The sequence below is a fragment of the Haloferax sp. S2CR25 genome (assembly GCF_031624535.1).
In the GTDB taxonomy this organism is placed as follows: domain Archaea; phylum Halobacteriota; class Halobacteria; order Halobacteriales; family Haloferacaceae; genus Haloferax; species Haloferax massiliensis.
Genome location: NZ_JAMQOO010000017.1, coordinates 26,689 through 45,954, shown reverse-complemented (window position 1 = coordinate 45,954; position 19,266 = coordinate 26,689). Strand labels below are relative to the sequence as shown.

The 19,266-nt window shown below is 58.0% G+C and carries 17 protein-coding genes and 2 pseudogenes; 18 read left to right on the top strand and 1 reads right to left on the bottom strand.

Annotated elements, in window-relative coordinates:
* The 17 genes and pseudogenes from NDI65_RS21250 to NDI65_RS21170 all read left to right on the top strand — a co-directional run.
* A pseudogene (locus NDI65_RS21250) lies at window positions 1–99 on the top strand (IS1595 family transposase); the annotation flags it as partial.
* A 445-nt stretch (window positions 100–544) separates the two neighbouring features.
* Window positions 545–949 carry a DUF302 domain-containing protein gene (locus tag NDI65_RS21245; RefSeq protein WP_310894328.1) on the top strand — a complete coding sequence of 135 codons (405 nt, stop codon included), beginning with the start codon at window positions 545–547 and terminating at the stop codon, window positions 947–949.
* Window positions 950–1,674: 725 nt separating this feature from the next.
* Complete coding sequence (locus NDI65_RS21240; RefSeq protein ID WP_310894327.1) at window positions 1,675–1,887, top strand: DUF2892 domain-containing protein; 213 nt, start codon at window positions 1,675–1,677, stop codon at window positions 1,885–1,887.
* A gap of 136 nt (window positions 1,888–2,023) precedes the next feature.
* Entirely contained in the window at window positions 2,024–4,633 is a 2,610-nt protein-coding gene (locus NDI65_RS21235) for a heavy metal translocating P-type ATPase (protein WP_310894326.1), read from the top strand.
* Between the two features lie 243 nt (window positions 4,634–4,876).
* Window positions 4,877–5,878: a DUF63 family protein gene (locus tag NDI65_RS21230; RefSeq protein WP_310894325.1), complete on the top strand. Its 1,002-nt coding sequence runs from the start codon at window positions 4,877–4,879 to the stop codon at window positions 5,876–5,878.
* A gap of 2 nt (window positions 5,879–5,880) precedes the next feature.
* Entirely contained in the window at window positions 5,881–6,162 is a 282-nt protein-coding gene (locus NDI65_RS21225) for a hypothetical protein (protein ID WP_310894324.1), read from the top strand.
* Window positions 6,163–6,356: 194 nt separating this feature from the next.
* On the top strand, window positions 6,357–7,493 hold the full coding sequence (locus NDI65_RS21220) for a DUF63 family protein (RefSeq protein ID WP_310894323.1): 1,137 nt from the start codon (window positions 6,357–6,359) through the stop codon (window positions 7,491–7,493).
* Between the two features lie 470 nt (window positions 7,494–7,963).
* Window positions 7,964–8,161 carry a heavy metal-associated domain-containing protein gene (locus NDI65_RS21215; protein WP_310894322.1) on the top strand — a complete coding sequence of 66 codons (198 nt, stop codon included), beginning with the start codon at window positions 7,964–7,966 and terminating at the stop codon, window positions 8,159–8,161.
* Between the two features lie 53 nt (window positions 8,162–8,214).
* The gene (locus NDI65_RS21210) at window positions 8,215–9,195 is read left to right on the top strand and encodes a TFIIB-type zinc ribbon-containing protein (RefSeq protein WP_310894321.1); all 981 of its coding nucleotides are present in this window, start codon (window positions 8,215–8,217) and stop codon (window positions 9,193–9,195) included.
* Between the two features lie 2 nt (window positions 9,196–9,197).
* Entirely contained in the window at window positions 9,198–9,854 is a 657-nt protein-coding gene (locus NDI65_RS21205) for a plastocyanin/azurin family copper-binding protein (protein ID WP_119712904.1), read from the top strand.
* 89 nt (window positions 9,855–9,943) lie between these two features.
* Entirely contained in the window at window positions 9,944–10,504 is a 561-nt protein-coding gene (locus tag NDI65_RS21200; RefSeq protein WP_119712905.1) for a TATA-box-binding protein, read from the top strand.
* 210 nt (window positions 10,505–10,714) lie between these two features.
* Entirely contained in the window at window positions 10,715–11,005 is a 291-nt protein-coding gene (locus NDI65_RS21195; protein WP_119712906.1) for an NADH-quinone oxidoreductase subunit J, read from the top strand.
* A 128-nt stretch (window positions 11,006–11,133) separates the two neighbouring features.
* Entirely contained in the window at window positions 11,134–11,436 is a 303-nt protein-coding gene (gene nuoK / locus NDI65_RS21190; protein ID WP_119712907.1) for an NADH-quinone oxidoreductase subunit NuoK, read from the top strand.
* Window positions 11,437–11,555: 119 nt separating this feature from the next.
* The gene (locus tag NDI65_RS21185; protein ID WP_310894329.1) at window positions 11,556–14,156 is read left to right on the top strand and encodes a copper-translocating P-type ATPase; all 2,601 of its coding nucleotides are present in this window, start codon (window positions 11,556–11,558) and stop codon (window positions 14,154–14,156) included.
* Window positions 14,157–14,206: 50 nt separating this feature from the next.
* Window positions 14,207–14,533 carry a heavy-metal-associated domain-containing protein gene (locus NDI65_RS21180; protein ID WP_119712909.1) on the top strand — a complete coding sequence of 109 codons (327 nt, stop codon included), beginning with the start codon at window positions 14,207–14,209 and terminating at the stop codon, window positions 14,531–14,533.
* On the top strand, window positions 14,527–15,222 hold the full coding sequence (locus NDI65_RS21175; RefSeq protein WP_199708864.1) for an isoprenylcysteine carboxylmethyltransferase family protein: 696 nt from the start codon (window positions 14,527–14,529) through the stop codon (window positions 15,220–15,222). The genes NDI65_RS21180 and NDI65_RS21175 overlap by 7 nt, the downstream gene beginning before the upstream one ends.
* Before the next feature lie 169 nt (window positions 15,223–15,391).
* Window positions 15,392–16,585 (top strand): NAD(P)/FAD-dependent oxidoreductase, encoded by a 1,194-nt coding sequence (locus NDI65_RS21170; RefSeq protein ID WP_310894320.1) that lies wholly within the window; start codon window positions 15,392–15,394, stop codon window positions 16,583–16,585.
* A gap of 95 nt (window positions 16,586–16,680) precedes the next feature.
* Here NDI65_RS21170 and NDI65_RS21165 read toward each other — a convergent pair whose 3' ends face one another.
* Entirely contained in the window at window positions 16,681–17,679 is a 999-nt protein-coding gene (locus NDI65_RS21165; RefSeq protein WP_158589919.1) for a universal stress protein, read from the bottom strand.
* 295 nt (window positions 17,680–17,974) lie between these two features.
* On the opposite strand from NDI65_RS21165, the pseudogene NDI65_RS21160 reads away from it, so the two are divergent.
* Window positions 17,975–19,252, top strand: a pseudogene (locus NDI65_RS21160) (IS4 family transposase).
* The last annotated feature ends 14 nt before the right edge of the window (window positions 19,253–19,266 follow it).

Here is a 19,266-nt window from a genome sequence, read left to right as displayed (position 1 = left end):
AAACTGACAGCGTATCTCAGACCGTTCCAGCTTCGGCGACGAATCCTCCGCAAACCGGGGCGAGAAGCACTGAAACAGATTGTCCGAGCAGTTCTCTGACTCACCAACAATGTACTTCACAAGAGCGGAACAGGAATATACCGTCGCTTCCACCCAACTGGACCCATCTGCTGTCAGAACTCCAGTTCTTTCGGCAAGGAAATCGAAGTAAGGGGATCGAAGTTGCTCCGTTGGAAAACTCTCGACACTGACGTGTGGAAAGCCCCGCTCCATTTATTATTAGTACACTTTCGAAGTCACGGCATTCCGAATCCGTCGAATACACTTCTGTACGCGTTATTAGGAAGTAGTCCAGCACCTCTTGTAGTTTCTTGCAAACATCTCGCACCCTATCCAAAGATTAAAGGTCCCAAATCGGTTCTCTTCTATTAGTACTTCACATCCATATGCGTGTTAATTAAAGTGTAGAGTATATAACTCGATCTGCCAACCGCGACGGTGACCTCAAACGTTAAGACGACAACACGCGAATCTGCAGGCTAGAATGGCGTATTATACAGAACGGCGACTCAGTGGCGATTTCGACGAGACCGTCGAGCGCGTAATCGCAGCGCTGCAAGACGAAGGGTTTGGCCTGTTGAGCGACATCGACGTCCAGCAGAAGTTCGAAGAAAAGCTTGGTCTCGAGGGGTATCCGCGGTATCGAATCCTCGGTGCCTGTAATCCACCACTCGCCCGAGAGGGACTCGATGCCGAGCAGAATCTCGGTGTCCTCCTGCCGTGCAACGTCATCGTCTACGAAACGGAAGACGGTGACATCGTCGTCAGCGCGGTCGAACCCGCAGAGATGCTGTCCGTCGTCGACAATCCCGCCCTCTCGTCGATTGCGGAAGACGTACGCGATCGATTCCAGCGCGTCTTGGATCAGCTTCCAGAAGAGAGCAATTGATTACTCTTTGAAGGTGACTGCGGCGACCGCACGGATTGGACCCGAACCGTCCGTGTAGTGGGGATCGCCACCGGGGTGGGAAAACTCACGATCACCATCGTCCCGGTGAAGCATCGCCGTGAGCGTCTGTGTCCCGCTCGCAGGCGGTGAAACTTCGATCTTGAGTCCCCCGTAGTGGCCCGGTTCGAGGTAGTCCGAGTGACCGATAATGTGGTGGGTACCGTCTCCGTGTGTGTGGTCTTCATGACGACCGTGGTGGATGACGATCCACCCACCCTCCGGTAGGTCAGCTCGCGGAACCACGACGGTAGTGGTTCGTCCATCACGGATGTGGCGTGTCTGTTTGTTGAACGTGATACGGGGTGTCTGTGGGTCGTGGCGGGCACTCACTACCCCGCTCCCGAGTGCGGTAGTCACCACGCCACCGATCAGACCAAGGACTGAACGTCGTGTTGGTTGGTACATGGAATAGTACACCGATTCCAATATCATCCACGACGATAAAGATACCGTCCACACGACCGCCCACGGTAGAGCATACTCTCCGCCCCGATGCCGGTGTATGCACACGCAACCAAATCGTGACCCCAGATCGCACAGACAGTGGCGGAATCGGATCGTCGAGTTCTGGTATCAAGTATGTATTCGAAGGTGTGCAGTAACACTCGCCTTCGAATATTAACAGAAACTCGCGTGAAATACGACTACGTACGTTGAGATAGACTATGGAGAGAAACGTCGGCGGTCTCGACCGTACCGCACGTCTCATCATCGGTGTCGTGTTGGCGCTTGTTGGAGGTGCCGCGCTTCTCGGGTACTGGACCGTTGGTACTGTTATCGGGGCCATCGTACTCCTCATCGGTGCCATCCTTCTCGTGACCGGGACCACCCAGAAGTGTCCCATCAACGAAGCCGCTGGCATCGACACGACCGAGTGACGACTCGCACCCGTGGGACGTTGGAGCACCCGAGCGTCCCCTCGATGTTTGTGATGCAAGAACTGAGTGGCGCACAGGCACAGAATATTAACAGAAAGTCGCTTTAAGAAGGCGACCGTACGTAGAAACACTACTGATGAGCACACGGAAAACACATCTCGAAATCGTGGGCATGAGTTGCGCGAATTGCTCGCAAACGATCACCAAAGGAGTAGAGGCCCTTGAGGGCGTTTCCAAGGCGAACATCAACTTCGCGACCGACGAGGGATCGGTCGAGTACGACTCGGAGGTGACATCGCTCGCGAAGATCTACGCTGCGATCGACGACGCGGGGTACAGCGCCGCGCGCGAAACGCGCTCCATCGGCATCTCGGACATGACCTGTGCGACCTGCTCGGAGACGGTCGAGCAGGCACTCGAAAAGGTTCCGGGCGTCATTTCGACGGAAGCGAACTTCGCGACCGACGAGGCGCAAGTCGAGTACAATCCCGCCGATACCTCGGTCGACGAACTCTACGAGGCAATCGAAGATGCGGGCTACACGCCCGTACGCGACGAGGGGGGCGAAGAATCCGAACAGGATCGCCGTGATGCGGCGAGAGAGGCAGAGATTCGAAAGCAGCTCCGACTCACGCTGTTTGGGGCAGTGCTCTCGACGCCGCTCGTCGTCTTCCTCGCACTGGAGTATATCATTGCGCCGGATCTGATGCTCCAGCTGGAAGAAGCGTTCGTGGGTGCAACCGGGGTCGAGTTCGGCTGGGTTTCGTTCCTGCTCGCGACGCCCGTCCAGGCCCTTCTCGGCTGGGAGTTCTACAAGAACTCCTACAAGGCGCTCGTGAAGAACAAGAGCGCCAACATGGACGTCCTCATCGCCATCGGTTCGACCACGGCGTATCTCTACAGCGTCGTGGTTCTACTCGGGCTGATTGCCGGCGGTCTGTACTTCGACACGGCCGCACTCATCCTGGTGTTCATCACGCTCGGAAACTACCTCGAAGCCCGCTCGAAGGGCCAGGCCTCCGATGCGCTCCGGAAGCTCCTCGAGATGGAGGCTGAGACAGCCACCGTCGTCGACGAGAATGGAAACGAGCAGGAGGTTGCTTTGGAAGACGTCGAGGTCGGCGACCGGATGAAGGTTCGGCCTGGCGAGAAAATCCCCACGGACGGCGTGGTCGTTGACGGCCAGAGTGCAGTTGACGAGTCAATGGTCACCGGCGAGTCCGTCCCCGTCGAGAAAGGGGAGGGCGACGAAGTCGTCGGCTCGACGATCAACGAGAACGGTGTGCTCGTCGTTGAAGCGACGAAGATCGGCGAGGATACGGCGCTCCAGCAGATCGTCCAGACCGTGAAGGAGGCGCAGTCGCGCCAGCCCGACATCCAGAATCTTGCGGACCGCATCTCCGCGTACTTCGTGCCCGCGGTCATCGCCAACGCACTTCTGTGGGGAACCGTCTGGTTCCTCTTCCCCGAGACGCTCGCCGGGTTCGTCGAGTGGCTCCCGATGTGGGGGCTGGTCGGGGGCGGACCGGCCACACTCTCGACGTTCGAGTTCTCGATCATTGTGTTCGCGTCTGCGATCCTCATCGCTTGTCCCTGTGCGTTGGGGCTGGCGACACCAGCGGCGACAATGGTGGGGACGACCATCGGCGCGCAGAACGGCGTCCTGTTCAAGGGCGGTGACATCCTCGAACGTGCGAAGGACGTCGACACGGTCGTCTTCGACAAAACCGGGACGCTCACCGAAGGTGAGATGGAACTGACCGACGTGGTCGTCTTCAATTCCGACGGTCAGCCGGTTGCAGATGGTGGAGAGCCAGCACCCGACGGTGGGCAACTCACGGCACGCGACCGACTCTCCGAGGACGACGTGCTCCGACTCGCTGCGAGCGCCGAAAGCGGGAGTGAGCACCCGCTCGCTCGTGCTATCGTCGACGGCGCTAAAGAACGCGGTCTCGATGTTATGGAGCCCGACGCGTTCGAGAACGTGCCCGGTCACGGCATTCAGGCGACGGTGGGTGAGAGCGACATCCTCGTCGGCAACCGCAAGCTTTTGCGGGACAACGACGTTGATTCGTCGCCTGCCGAGGAGACGATGGAACGTCTCGAACGGGAAGGCAAAACCGCGATGCTCGTCGCCTACGAAGGCGAACTCGTGGGTGTGGTCGCGGACGCCGACACGATCAAAGAGAGCGCGAAGGACGCCGTGCACCAACTTCAGGAGCGCGGCATCGACGTGATGATGATCACTGGGGACAACGAGCGGACTGCGCGCTCCGTCGCCGAACAGGTCGGCATCGACCCCGAAAACGTCCGTGCGGAGGTCCTCCCCGAGGACAAATCCGACGCCGTCGAGTCCATCCAGGACGAGGGACGGCAAGCAATGATGGTCGGTGATGGCGTCAACGACGCGCCTGCGCTCGCGGTCGCACACGTCGGGACGGCTATCGGGTCGGGCACTGACGTCGCCATTGAGGCCGCGGATCTCACGTTGATGCGCGACGATCCAGTTGACGTTGTGAAGGCGATTCGGATCTCCGACGCGACGCTCAAGAAGATCAAACAGAACCTCGTGTGGGCGCTCGGGTACAACACGGCGATGATTCCGCTGGCGTCTCTTGGCCTCCTGCAGCCGGTGCTGGCCGCAGCAGCGATGGCGTTCTCCAGCGTGTCGGTGCTGACCAACAGCCTGCTCTTCCGGCGGTACACCCCCGATTACGACTACAAGCTGTTCGGTCGTTTCCGCTAAATTCCCTCCCATTCCCTCACACATGTCCGATATATCCTGCCACACAGTCCGGCGATACCTAGTCGACACTGCCACCAGCGAACCCACGTATCTCCGCGCTCACGAGATCGCCAGTGATCTCGATGGATCGCCGAAAGCCGTTGCACAGTACCTCAGCCAACTCCAGGACGAACTCGCGGACGTCTCACTCGAGAAGTGGGCTCGCTCGAAGAGTACGACGTGGCGATTGGAAGTGAGTGATTCATGAGTACCGTGACGCGACGCGTCGAATCTTCGCTTCCGGAAACCGGCTCACGCGAGTGGTGGGTGTTATATCTGCTTGCCCCTGTCGTCCTCGTCGGTGCCGCACTTCTCGTGTTCCCGAGGCTCGTCTACGATCAGTTCATCTGGCAGTACCTCTGGGGACCAGTCGTTGCCGACGCCGCCGGCCAGCCAGTCACACACGAGGGGATCCTTGCCGTCCAGGGCTATAACGCGGTGAATACGGTGACGTACCTCGCGGCAGTCGGATACAGCCTCACCGGACTCCGAGCGTATCTCGACGCGCTGGACGTATCCTTCGACGCCAGGCTCGCATACGGGTTCGCGCCAATCATCGTCGCCGGCGGAGCGATGCGCGCCCTCGAGGATATCGGACTGCTCGGCGACTACGCAGTGTGGTTCATCACGCCCTCGATATACGTGGTCGTCACCGCCGTCACCGTCCTCACACTCGGCGTCGGCGCACTCGCGCGTGATCGGAATGTCGGTTCAATTCCGTCAACGGTCGGATTTGTCGGGTCGGTCTGGGCTGTCGGTGCCATCGGATGGGCGCTCCGGTACGGACTCTCGACGGGGACGACATTTCGCCTGTGGGTTCCCATCGCGACGACGGGAATCGCTCTCGGCGTGACCGCGCTCTACTACTGGGGAACGAACTTCGTCGATGTCGCACACCTCCGACACCCGCTGATCCTGCTGGCCGTCTTCGGGCAGCTGTGGGATGCAGCACAGAATCTCATCGGTGTGACGTTCCTCGGCTTCTCCCCGAAACTGGTCGTAACGAACTTTGTGTACCAAGCCACCGGCTTCTCCGGATCGACATTCGTCCTCAAATTCCTCGTGACTCTCGGCATCGTGTGGTACCTCACGGATGCGAAAGACGAGATGAATCACACTTGGTGGTGGCTCATGACGTTCATCGTCGGGGCGATCGGACTGCCGATGGGCGTCCGTGGGTCACTTCGGATGATGCTCGGGGTCTAACGATGGATACGATGAACACAACCGCTACGACACGGCAGTACGGCGCGGCAATCGCGCTCGTCTCAGGGGCCCTACTCGCTGCTCTCGGCGACAACCGGCAGCGGGATGGTAGTTCTAACAGCGGGCTCCTTATGGCGCTCCTCGGCGTGATAGTCCACGGCGTCGCTCTGCTCACGCCCTACACGAGTCGGCTCGGGAACGCGAGTGGGCCGCTAATGATCGGGTACTTGCTGGTGATGTTGCTCAATCAGGAACTCGTTGGCGTCACCGGGAGTATGAACTGAGGAATGGGCGGTGGAATGGGAACCAGAATGAACGGCGGGATAAGCAGCGGTCTGGGCTCTACGATGACTGCTGGACTGGGCTGGGACCTCGGAAGGGGCAAGCTCACAGTCCTGATGCTGTTCAGTAGGGTGAGAGTGACGAACTCGCATGCTATCAAAAACGTCTCAACCCAACCAGTACTCTCTGGAAGCACATGGAGATCTTAGACAGAGAAATCGGCCTTGAGCGGGCGTGGGTGGGGTCACTAATCGCCGCTATCGCCGCCGTCGTCGGGAGTGCGGTTGTCTTCACCGAACAGGTTTACTACGGGTTTCTCTGGCGGTACTTCTGGGCGCCGGTGTTCGCCGACGCGAAGGGTGCCGCCTGCGTGGCGTATCTCCGGGATACCGGCGAGGTCGTCGAACCGGCCATCTGCGGGCTACAGAACGCATACGTCGTGTCGCCGGGGTACACCACTATTTCGACGGTCGCCTACATCATCGTCCTGTTGTACATGCTGGTCGGCGTCTACTTCCTGCTGAACCGGTTCGACCTCGGCCCAGTCCGGCGGTTCGCCGCCGCGCTCGTCCCGTTCATGCTGTTCGGCGGGGCGTTCCGCGCTGTTGAGGACTCCTTCGTCGCCGCGCAATTCGCTGGCGTTGCGCCGCCGATTGCGTTCCCTGCCAGCGCGCTGCTGATCAGCCCGCTCATCTACTTCACCGTCTTCTTCATCGCCCTGGCCGCTTTCCTGCTGTCGAAGTGGCTCCAGCGGGCCGGTATGACCGAGAGCTACCAGTGGCCGGTCGCGGGCTTCGGTAGCCTCGCCTTCTTGGGAGCGTTCGGTTACCTAACCGCCCTCTCGGTGACAACTGACTATGTCGGCTCGTACCCACTGGTGCTAATCGTCACCATCGGCCTCGCGACGGCGCTGTCGGTCGGTATCTACTACGGGATGGAGCACTACAAACCCGAGTACAATGCCGGCACGGCCTACGTTGGGCTAATCGTGATCTGGGCCCATGCTATCGACGGCGTGGCGAACGTCATCGCATCGGACTGGACTAGGGCGTTCGGTATTCCGGGCCCGGGCTACGGCCCCAAGCATGTCGTCAACCGGATCATTATCGACGTGACCAACGTTGTCCAGCCGGCGTGGCTCACCGATATCATCGGTGACTCCTGGACGTTCCTGCTTGTCAAACTGGTCGTCGCCGTTGCCATCGTTTCGCTGTTCGACGACGAGTTCGTCGAAGAGAGCCCCAACTACGCCGCGATGCTGCTCGTAGCCATCATTGCTGTCGGCCTCGGCCCCGGCACTCGGGACATGATCCGCGTCGCCTTCGGGATCTGAGATCGGATCACCCGACGGCGGGTACACAGGACTCGCAGTCGTCGGCGATAGAAGACGGTCTCACACATCGGCCGTTGGTGGTACCGAGGTCCATCTATCACGCGCACAACCCGCGGATCGATGGGCCGGAATTCCTGATGTTTAATACGAGAGACCGGCCGGTTCACGACCAATCCCCCCGAGAATATGTGGCATCTCGCTCAGCAGATCCAACGCCTCTCGGTAGGACTTCTCGGGTCAAGGGGTTCGAGATGCCCTCAACGTCTTGTCATCACTGAAGATCGCAGGTCTTTCGAACGGTCTCCGAGACACTCGCCTTGCTTATCTGTAGATGTCATCAACATCTTCATACCTTTGAGTCTATGGATGTTATGCTGGTAAAGCAACATTCCTCAAAGAATACGCCCCCTGATACTGACATATCTTAATAGAAACCCGCATAAGAAAAGAGGGCATATAGTATAACGACGATGAGTATTCAGATTACTGTCAAAGGAATGACCTGCGACGGATGCGAACAGACCGTCCAAGAAGCACTCGAAAGCGTATCGGGGGTCGAACGTGCAACAGCCGACCGGACGAGTGATACCGCAACGATTGATGGTGATGCAGATCTCGAGAACCTTCGGCAGGCCGTGGAAGACGCTGGCTACTCCGTTGTCGGCTAAACAGTCGATAGCGAGCGCCCGACGAGTCTCCGATCCAGACACGATATCCGCCAATGATACCCCCGAACACAGCACCCACATCCACCCGGCGTCAACCGGAATCCGAATCAGAAACATCCCCTAGGTACCGCCCTACATGTGTCGAGTGTGATGGAACGGTCATCTATTCCGAGGATCAAGGGGAGTACCACTGTGACGCATGCGGGTTGGTACTCGAAGAGTCGAACATCGACAGAGGGCCCGAATGGCGAGCGTTCACTGAACGCGAGACTTCGCAGAAGTCCCGTGTCGGTGCTCCCGTAACGAACACCCTCCACGATAAGGGACTCTCGACGATGATCGGCTGGCGTGACGAAGATACGTACGGAAACGCGTTGAGCAAACGCCAGCAGCAGAAATTCCAGCGACTACGAACCTGGGACGAACGCTTTCGCACGCGGGATGGCAAGGAACGGAATCTCAAGCAGGCGCTCGGCGAGATCGACCGAATGGCATCCGCACTCGATCTACCCACCCCAATTCGTGAGACTGCGAGCGTGATCTACCGCCGTGCCCTCGAGAAAGACCTACTTCGAGGACGATCGATCGAAGGGATTGGTGCTAGTGCATTGTATGCCGCAGCTCGGCAAGCGAACACGCCCCGGAGTCTCGATGAGGTGGCTGCGGTCAGCCGCATCGACAAGAGCGAACTTGCGCGAACCTATCGATACGTCGCTCGCGAACTCGCGTTGGGGATTGCGCCGGACGATCCAACCGACTACCTCCCACGATTTGCATCCGACTGTGAGGTTTCGGTCGAAACCGAAGCTCGTGCCCGACACCTCCTTGAAGTGGCGGTAGAGCAGGACGCATTGAGTGGGAAAAGCCCGGTTGGACTTGCGGCAGCCGCGATCTATGCAGCGACGAGATGTACGGAGGACAGTCTCACCCAAGCCGACGTGAGCGAGGTAACCAATGTGAGCAAAGTCACAATCAGAAATCGCTATCAAGAGCTGCTCGAAATTGCCGATGATGCGGATCCAAACCAACTATAGTCATGAAAAGACGAACGTTTCTGCAAACAGCTGGAGGACTCGCAGCGGCGAGTACTCTCGCACAGCCGACAGCCGCACAGGAAGCCAAGACAGTCCAGATTACCATGGAGGGGGGAAACTTCTTCATGGACCCAGTAGGCCTGTTCGTCGAACCGGGTGAGACCGTAACCTTCGAGATGGGAGCGGCGGCCCCACACTCCTCAACCGCCTACGAGGACCGCATCCCAAGCGATGCAGATCCCTGGGATAGCGGGTTACTCGACGAAGGAGAGACGTTCGAACACACGTTCGAAGTCGAGGGGACATACGATTACTTCTGTTCCGCTCACGTATCGTTAGGACAGGTCGGTCGGATCGTCGTTGGCAGCCCCGGCGGACCGGCAACAGAAAGTGACATCCCGAATAGTCCACCGAGCGGACAAATGCCAGACAGTCAGACCATTGTTGAGCAGGGATCCGTTGCGTTCCCCTTCACAGGAAGTAGTGGCGGTGGTGGCGGTAGTGGAGGTGGCGATGGCGGAGGGGGTGGGGGTCGGCCCGCCCCGGAAGTTCCGGATAGTGCGAAGATGCTTGGAATCGCGACAGCGACCGCCATGGTGTCGGTGCTCGGGTTGACGTACTTCTTCCTCAAATACGGTGGTGACTATGGACCCGAGTAGAGAGTCTACCGAGTCGCCTCAGCCCACATCGCAGCCGTGGTGTATCCACGGTGTCAGCGCCGGTCCATTTAGGCAGTGTTCGACCACATATGACTGATCCCAAAGAAACCCTCGAAATACAGAACGTAGTTGCCTCGACCACGGTCGGCCAAGAGCTACATCTGGAGGAACTGGCGGACGATCTGTCTGCCTCTGAGTACAATCCAGAACATTTCCCGGGACTCGTCTTTCGCACTCAATCCCCGAAAGCCGCGACGCTCATTTTCCGCTCTGGAAAAGCCGTCTGTACCGGTGCAAAGAGCGTTGAAAACGTTCATCGAGCAGTAACTATTGTCTTTGACGAACTGCGAGAACTCGGGGTGGAGGTCGATGCCGATCCCGAAATAACGGTACAGAATATGGTATTGAGCGGTGATCTCGGACAGCAATTAAATCTCAATGCAATTGCTATCGGTCTCGGTCTCAAAAATATCGAATACGAACCCGAGCAATTCCCTGGTCTTGTCTACCGAGTAATAGAACCCGACGTTGTCGTACTGATGTTCGGCAGCGGCAAGGCCGTGATTACGGGCGCAACAAGCGTTGAAGATGCGGAAATAGCACTCGAAACAGTGCAGTCACAATTGCAAGAAGTAGACCTGATCAATTGATGAGACACACACGATACAGGAACGACGCCGATCAGTCCGCGCGAGCCAGACGCAGTATTCAAGGTACATCTCCTGACCGAGTACAACACGGAAGCATACCACGTCCACGAACAACAATGCCACCGCAGAAGTGCATGTTGAATCGAAGCGAATTATCTGCTCGACGAGGATTGCAATGGAACTCGTTATTGACCGGAGAGCACTGAACCGATGACGCAACATCTCGAACTGGCCGTCTTCGCGTTCTTTGCTTTGATCACGTTGGGGAGTGCCCTCGCAATGGTTCTCGTCGAAGACATGTGGCACTCTGCCCTCCTCATGGGTGTGACACTCCTGAGTGTCGCAGTGCATTATGTTATGCTACGGGCTGAATTCGTCGCTGCGATGCAAGTGCTCGTCTACGTGGGTGGCGTGCTCATCCTGATCAGCTTCGCCGTGATGCTCACACGCAGTCAACCGACACCCGAAACCGCCATTGGAGGTACCACCGATGATGATTGACGATCAGTCCGTTAGAAGCGAACAACGTTGTCACGGCTGTAATAGAGATTTCGCAGTTTCGATTCGGAGCTGGTCGACGACAGTTGGTCGAGACACGCCACTATCGTGTTTGAGGAGGGCGATGTGAGATGGTCGCGGTCCAGTACTATCTACTGCTTTCAGCCGGGTTGTTCTGTATCGGGCTATTTGGAATCCTCACTCGTCGAAACGCATTGATGTTCCTGATGTCGGTCGAACTGATGCTCAACGCGGCGAACATCAATTTCGTGGCGTTCTCGTATCAGTGGGGGAACGTCACCGGCCAGACGTTCAGCCTCTTCGTCATTGCCCTTGCTGCTGCAGAGGTTGCTGTCGGCCTCGGAATCATTCTGGTTCTGTATCGGAACTTCAAGGATGTCGATGTTACCAAGGCAGCAACGATGCGCTGGTAACTCAAATAACTGGTTTCTGATATCTTCGCCTTCGATGTAAAGAAACGGCTATGCTGAAAACCAGACTGTCTAAAGAGAAAATCGCTTGAAATAGCCCCGCATAGATAGACTATGGTGATATTGACGTGAAATCCAATTTAGCGATCCAGGGGATGTCTTGTGCGACGTGCGCCTTGACCATCGAAGACGCCGTCACCAAACTCGATGGTGTAGACTCGATCGACGTCAACTTCGCGACCGACGAAGCTACCCTCGTGTACGATCCGGACGACGTATCCCTTGCAACAATCTACGGGGCAATTGAGGACTCGGGATACACGCCAGAGAGGGTGACTACGACTGTCTCTATCATGGGGATGACGTGCGCGACGTGCGTCGAGACGAACGAAACGGCCATCGAATCCGTCCCCGGCGTCATCACAGCCTCGGTCAACTTCGCGACCGATGAAGCGACCGTCGAATTCAATCCAGCCCACGCGTCGCTCGACCACATCTACGACGCCATTGAGGGTGCCGGTTACGACCCTGTCCGCGCAGAAGGGGACGACGCCGACCTGAGTAAGCAGCGTGAGGAGGCAGCTAAACGGGAGCTACGCAAGTACTGGCGGCTCATCACGTACACACTCCCGTTCGTCTTGCCCTTCTTGGCGGTGATGACTGACTATTACGTTCCGTTCCTCCCCGAGGAGATCTTCGGGATCTCAACGGACTTCTGGGAATTCGCTCTCGTCACGCCGGTGTACGTCGTGCTGGGACGCGTGTTCGTCCGTGGGGCGTACAACGCGTTCAAGAACAGTCGTCGGGCCAACATGGACACACTGGTGGCCGTAGGGACGTCCGCTGGCTACTGGTACAGTGTGGCCGTTACGTTCGGTCTCATCACCGGCGACGTGTTCTACGAAGCCGTCGCCATCATTCTCTGGTTCATCATGTTCGGCAACTACCTCGAGGCGCGCTCGAAAGCGCAAGCCGGCGACGCATTGCGCGAACTCCTCGAGATGGAGGCCGACGAAGCAACCGTCATCCGTGACGGGGAGGAAGTCGTCATTCCCGTCGACGAGGTCGAAGTCGGTGACGTGATGAAGATCCGTCCCGGTGATCGCGTTCCCACGGACGGCGAAGTCATCGGTGGGCAAAGTGCCGTCGACGAGTCGATGGTCACCGGTGAGTCCGTCCCCGTCGAGAAGGGACCGGGCGATGAAGTGATCGGCTCGACCGTCAACGAGAACGGTGTTCTCGAGGTGAAAGCCACGAGAGTTGGCAAGGACACTGCATTACAGCAGATCGTCCAGCGGGTGAAAGACGCTCAGGCTCGCCAGCCCGACATCCAGAACCTCGTCGACAAGGTGGCCGGCGTGTTCGTTCCGGCGGTGATCGTCAATGCCACCATCTGGTCGATTCTTTGGTTCCTGTTCCCCGATACGTTGACGGGATTCGTCCAAGCGCTTCCGCTGTGGGAGCTGGTCGGCGGTGGTCCCGTAGTTGGGGGCGTTCCAGTCTTTGAGTTCTCGGTCATCGTGCTCGCGAGTGCTTTGCTGATCGCCTGTCCCTGTGCGATGGGTATCGCGACTCCCATGGCGACGATGGTGGGCTCAACGATCAGCGCCAAGAACGGAGTTCTCTACAAAGGGGCAGACATCCTTGAGAAGGCGCGCGGCATCGACACCATCGTCCTCGACAAGACCGGGACGTTAACCCACGGTGACATGCGCTTGACGGACGCCATTCCAATCAGCGAGGCCGTCAAGGCCGATGGAGGGACGGAAGCGACTGACAGTGGCGTCGTCGAACGAACGGTCGACGAGGAGGTTCTGCTCGCCGTCGCCGCGAGTGCCGAATCCGGGTCTGAACATCCACTCGCTCGGGCGCTCGTCGAAGGGGCAACAGAGCGAGGCGTTCGGCTCGACGAGCCGACTGAGTTCGAAAACGTTCCCGGGCACGGGATTCGGGCAACCGTCCCACAAGGAAACGTGCTGGTCGGTAACCGGAAGTTAATGCGGGACGAGGGAATCGATCCCTCACCCGTCGAAGCGACAATGGAGCGGCTGGAACGCGAGGGCAAGACGGCCATGCTCGTCGCCGTCGACGGTGAGTTACTCGGCGTGGTAGCGAACGCCGACACGATCCGCGAAAGCGCGAAAGAGACGATCGATGCACTCCACAAGCGGGGACTCGAGGTCCTGATGCTCACGGGGGATAACGAGCGGACTGCCCGCGCAGTGGCAGAGCAACTCGGGATCGTCCCCGAGAACGTTCGCGCAGAGGTCCTGCCGGAAGACAAAGCCGATACGGTTGATGAGATCCAGGCCGACGGGTCGCGGGCGATGATGGTCGGTGATGGTGTTAACGACGCACCGGCACTGACGACTGCACACATCGGTGTGGCGATCGGGTCGGGTACGGACGTCGCCATCGAGAGTGCAGATATCACGCTCATGCGCGATGACCCCGCTGACTTGCTCAAAGCGATCCGGATTGCCGACGCCACCATCAACAAGGTCTGGCAGAACCTGTTCTGGGCGTTCGCCTACAACGCCACGATGATTCCGATTGCTTCGCTGGGACTGCTATACCCAGCGTGGGCGGGGCTGGCGATGGTCTTCTCTAGCCTCTCCGTGATTGGGAACAGCCTCGGATTCCGGAGCTACGATCCCCACGAACCGTACACATATCTGCCGTTCCGACCGTTCGTGTGGGCCTACCGCCAGATTGCCGGCTGATTACGCCGGAACACAGTTCAAACCATCCCTAGCAACATCGACTCATAACTATGGAAACGATACACGCCGACATCCACGGGTTGAACTGCCAGAACTGCGCTCTGAAGCTCGAACGAGCGATTGGCGCACTTCACGGGGTCCGTAACGCACAGATCGAGTTCGAGACTGAAACCGTGACGCTCGAATACGATCCTGACTCCGTCTCGATCGAGCGAATCGTAGCGACGATCAGGAGCTTCAGGTGTGACTCGGAGTGTCTCTTCACGAACGCCGACGATCGGTCGTACGGTATTGGCGTTCGCGAGCCAGGTACCGATGAGAAGCCGTCCAATTCCGGGCAAGGGTGTTGCCAGGTCGGCGTGGACGACGTATGGTGACCATGCCGCTGGTCGCCGGTATCACGGGACGGGGCGATGCATTCGGTCACTCTGGCGCGTGGGCCCTCGCACTAATCGCCATCGTGGTCGTCTCGTGGCTATTTTATCGCTACTTCGCACCACAGCGCTGGCGCGAGTGGGCAGGAGCGGGGGTGGTTCAGGCATTCATCATCGCACTGTACGCTGAAATGTTTGGCTTCCCCCTGACGATCTACCTGCTGGTTCGTTACTTCGGTCTGGATCGGGCGTACGTCAGCGCCAATCTCTGGTCGACGCTGGTCGGAGTGGGTGAAACCGGGATGATCGTCTCGATGCTACTCGGCTATGCAGTGGCGTTCATTGGCGTCGGGTTCTTTATCCAAGGATGGAAACAGGTCTATCGAGCACGACAGGAAGACCGCCTGACCACAGACGGACTCTACAGATTTGTTCGTCACCCTCAGTACACCGGCTTGTTCATCGCCCTCTTCGGGGAAGGTATCATCCACTGGCCGACGATATTTTCTGTTGGTCTCTTTCCGGTTGTCATCGTGACGTTCGCATGGTTAGCGCGCAAAGAAGAACGCGAGATGCTTGATCAGTTCGGCAACGAGTATCGAACGTATCAACGGAACGTTCCGATGTTTGTACCTCGACGTGATCAATGGCGGCGGTTCGTCGGCGAATCGCGATTCGATCCAGATCAATGAAGACGACACCTCTCGACAAATCAGTGTCCCAGTCATCGCGAGAATCGAATGACAAGATAGACGACACAGCCAACCGTGTAACCAACAGCACCGCGTGCGTCGGTGCAGAGATACCTAGTCCTGATCGACTACCTCCGCGCCGACGACAGACTCGGTCAGGGAGCAGACGATGAGCCAGTCTTCGACAGTCGCGGTAATCGGCGGTGCGATAGCAGGGCTGGCAGCTGCCGACGGGTTCCACAACGCTGGATTCGACGTCGACCTCTACGAGCGGCAGTCCTACACCGACAAGCGCGTCAACTGTGGAGAAGCAATGACGAACGTCTCTGCAATACCGCTTGAACCGACAGCAGACCACGGATTTCTCAACCCACTTCAAGCGATGCAAGTCGAGGTGTACGATGGCACTAACGCAGGTCGCAGCTGCACTGGCAGTGGGGAATTCACCGCATCGGATGCCTATATCACCGACCGAAACGTCGTCGAACGCTCGTGGGCCGAACAACTTGGACGGACCGGCGTCAATATCTACGAGAACCAGTCGATCACGCGAACCGAGTTCCTTGAGTTCACGACCGACTATGACCTCGTCGTCGATGCCAGCGGCCAGCCATCGCTTTCCAGCAAGGCACTCGGCACAACTGAGGAGTATTCGGGGCACTTCGTCGCACTCAACGCTGATGTGGAGGGCGACTTTTCGGATCTCTACCCGAATAGCCAGATCGTTCTTGAGAACTACACGGGCTACGCGTGGGCGTTTTCGAAGACAGCACGACGAGCCAACGTCGGTATCGGGTGGACGTTCAGCGAGCGTCCTGATGACTACGTGGCTGCGTTCAGGGCGGCGTGTGACCGAAATGGATGGCCGGAACCGTCACGAGACCGAACGAACGTCGCGATTATCCCGGAGGGCCCGAGTCTAGATCCCAAACGGACCTACCTTCCAGACCGATCCGTCGTACGAGTTGGTGACGCTGCCGGTCTCGCGAACCGATTCACCGGAAAGGGAATTTCCCAGGCCGTACAATCATCGTATCTCGCAGCGGAATTGGCTACGCACGAACGGTTACACGAGTATCCAGACCGCCTGTACCGAACGATGAAACTGGAGTATCTGCTCGCAACAGTTGTGAGGTACTTCATCGAGACGCGCCAGCCACAGATCCTTGGGGCAGCGATTCGGGCAGCCTCCGGGATGGATATCGAAGCCGTTGATCGTTCCCCGCGAGACGTTCTTGCCCGACTGATACGACATCCAGTCCTGTTCGCCCGGATTTTTGGGAGGCCCAGTGTTCTCAAACGCGTTTATGCGGCGGCAACTGACCAGTGGGAGTTTAATAGGCTGGCATCCTCCCCGGGGTAGTAACCGATAGGCTCTGGTCTCGCTACGCTGTAAAGACTCTCACCGACTCGTCGTCAATGATTCCTTGGGGGACGGGGCGTCGCGACTGCAGTTCGCTACTCCGTTATCGGTGAGGATGAGCGAGGCGAGTGAACCGGATACTGCTTCAGTTCGACTGCAGCACTGTTTGTCGTGAGAACCGGAACGTCGGCAGTGCGAACTACTCCAGTTGCTACACTCCCCTGTAAGAATCGACTCACCCCCGTCAATCCCTGTGTTCCCATCGCGATGAAATCGATGTCATTCTCGGTGGCGTATCCGAGAATCTCTTTCCGAGGGTTGCCATGGGTGAGCGTGATTCGGACATCGAGATGTACCGCCTCCGCTTTCTCCGCCACCTGCGTAAGAACGCGCCGACCACGTTGTTCCCACGACTCCTTTGCTTCTTGCCACGTGAATCCTGGCCGGCTCATGTAGGTGCGTTGATCGACGACAAAGAGGCCGTGAACGGTGGCGCCATGTTGGCTTGCGATTTCTACTCCATGTTCGAGCGCAACCGAGGCTTCATCGCGTCCGTCTGTAGGCACGAGGATATCGGTGTACCTCGTCTGGTCACCAGATGAACGCCTATCTGAGGGAGCAGATCGATCTTCCTTCACCGTGAGAACGGGAACCGGAGCGGTCCGAAGCAACTGCTCGGAAATACTTCTGTGTAGGTACCTGGTGAGTCCAGTTCGCCCGTGCGTTCCCAAGACCATCAGGTCGATATCGTTCTCTTCAATGTAGTCTAGAATGACATCGGGAGAGCTGCCGTGTTCGATACCCGGGATTACATTCAGTCCAAGGGTATGGGCTACATCCATCACGGGTTCTATTGCCGCTGCCTCATCCCACGTGTTCTTCTCGGAGGTAGAGGGAATTGCAGTCTTTCCAAGGTGGGAATGGTCCTCGACAATACGTAGCGCATGGACCGTTGCAGCGTATGCATGCGCCAGTGAGACGCCGTGTCGAATCGCGGGAGTGAGCGCATTACCGCCGTCTGTTGGAATGAGAATGCTCTCGTACGGAGTGGATTCCGACTCGTGGTCGAATGGAGCTGGGTCTGCCGTGTTCATAGTAATTAGTACGTGAGCCCGCTTTAAGCGGATTTTTGTTAACATTCGAAAATGCTGGCACGCCCTATTCGAAAGAGCCTAGACACCGGATGTAACCCCGACAGCTCGGAAAATCAGGTGTGCAGCCCGCCGATTTCCCGTCCGGTAGGCGTGGTTCCGAGACTCAGTTACACACTCAAGCATCCGTCTTTAGCTAAGAGACGAACCACGTGACAGCGGCGTCTTATCGAGGCTACTTTTCGAGAGGAACGAGGAGGCGGCAAGTGTGCACCAAGACGCCTCCTCATTGAGACTCATGCGTCGGCTCACTACACTGTTTCCCTCCGAGTTCCTCGAAGAGCACGCCGAGGAACTCGGCGTGGTTGAGCGAGAGAGCAAGCTTCAGGTTCCCGTCCTCGTGTGGGCGCTCGTGTTCGGCTTCGCCGCAGGCGAGAGCCGAACACTCGCTGGCTTCAGACGAAGCTACAACTCCACAGCCGACGAACCGATCTCTCCTGGCGGTTTCTATCACCGGCTGACGCCGTCGCTCGTAGAATACCTCCGCGACCTCGTCGAGACTACGCTCGACGAGGTCGCTGTTCCCGGCGCTGTGGACGTTGATATCGACCGATTCAGGGACGTGATGATCGCTGATGGCACGGTGTTGCGGTTGCACGAATTCCTCTCCGATGAATTTCAAGCCCGCCACGAGGAGCAGGCTGGAGCGACGCTCCACCTGCTCCACAACGCCACCGATCAGACGATTGAACGCACATCGACGTGACGGATGAGAAAACGCACGACAGCACGCTGTTCGAGACTGGTTCGTGGTTGCAAGGGCGGTTGGTTCTGCTCGATTTAACGTACTTCAAGTACCGCCGCTTCGCGTTGATCGACGAGAACGGCGGCTACTTCGTGAGTCGGCTGAAGAAGAGCGCAAATCCAGTGATAACGGCGGAATTACGGGAATGGCGCGGCCGCGCCATTCCCTTGGAAGGCGAGCAGATCTACGATGTGGTCGGTGACCTCTCGCGGAAGTACATCGATGTGGAGGTCGAAACAGAGTTCAAGCGAGGTCAGTACGAGGGGGACGCGCTCACTGGACACGAAGCGGTTCCGCGTCGTCGGCGTCCTCGTTGCGGACGCCGACGACTACCATCTCTACATCACAAATCTGCCGCGAGAGGAGTTTCTACCCGCGGATCTAGCAACGCTGTATCGGTGTCGCTGGGAGATAGAAACGCTGTTCCGCAAGCTGAAGACACAGTACGAACTGGACGAGTTCGACACGAGCAACCCGGATGTCGTGGAAATTCTGTTGTACGCGGCGTTGTTGTCACTGCTAGTGAGTCGTGATCTGTTGGATCTGGTCACCGAGCAGGCTGACGATGAGATCGTGTTCCCGTCGGAACGCTGGGCGGCGACCTTCCGGTCGCACGCCCAGCTCGTCCTTCACGAACTCGGTGAGTATCTCGGCTACTCGCCACCACCACTGTTGGAACGGCTGATCGATGACGCCCAGAAGATCCATCAGCAACGGCCGATCCTGCAAGAGACGCTCACTACCGCTACGCAACCGAGGTGTGAGTCTTAGCTAAAGACGAATGA